Annotated in this window: 1 protein-coding gene; it reads right to left on the reverse strand. The window is 65.0% G+C overall.

All coding sequences use genetic code 11. The annotated features are described in order from the left end of the window. Nucleotides 1–187 precede the first annotated feature (187 nt). Nucleotides 188–448, reverse strand: a 261-nt coding sequence (locus tag JG676_RS08040) for an SDR family oxidoreductase (protein ID WP_200217904.1), incomplete at its 5' end; no start/stop codon positions are given.

Here is a 448-nt window from a genome sequence, read left to right on the forward strand (position 1 = left end):
TCCCCGGACGGCCCTGCGTCATACGGGGGGAGACCGCGCCGTCGATGCGACGGAGGGGGAAGGCCGCAATAGAGCCGTGTCCAAGTTGCAGATCATGATCTTCAATCAGATGAAGCGGCCGCGCTGCTTGCCGTTTCCCAGCCTCTCGCGTCTGACAGGAGCGGTGGCTTGATCGGGCCTAACTTCTCTACGCCGTCAGCCCGCCGTCGCAGACGAACTCCGAGCCGGTCGAGAAGGTCGACTCGTCGGACAGCAGGAAGAGGATCATGTCGGCGACCTCCTCCGCATGGCCGAGCCGGCCGAGCGGATGGAGCGCCTCGAGCCATTGCCGGCCGGTCATGTTGTCGATCGTGCCGGACAGGCGAGGGGCGATCATCGGCGTGTCGATGTAGCCCGGATGCACGGAGTTGCAGCGGATTCCGTATTGCATCTGCGCGCAGTGCATGGC

It is taken from the genome of Campylobacter sp. 2018MI34 (assembly GCF_016598975.1).
Taxonomy (GTDB): Bacteria; Campylobacterota; Campylobacteria; order Campylobacterales; family Campylobacteraceae; genus Campylobacter_D.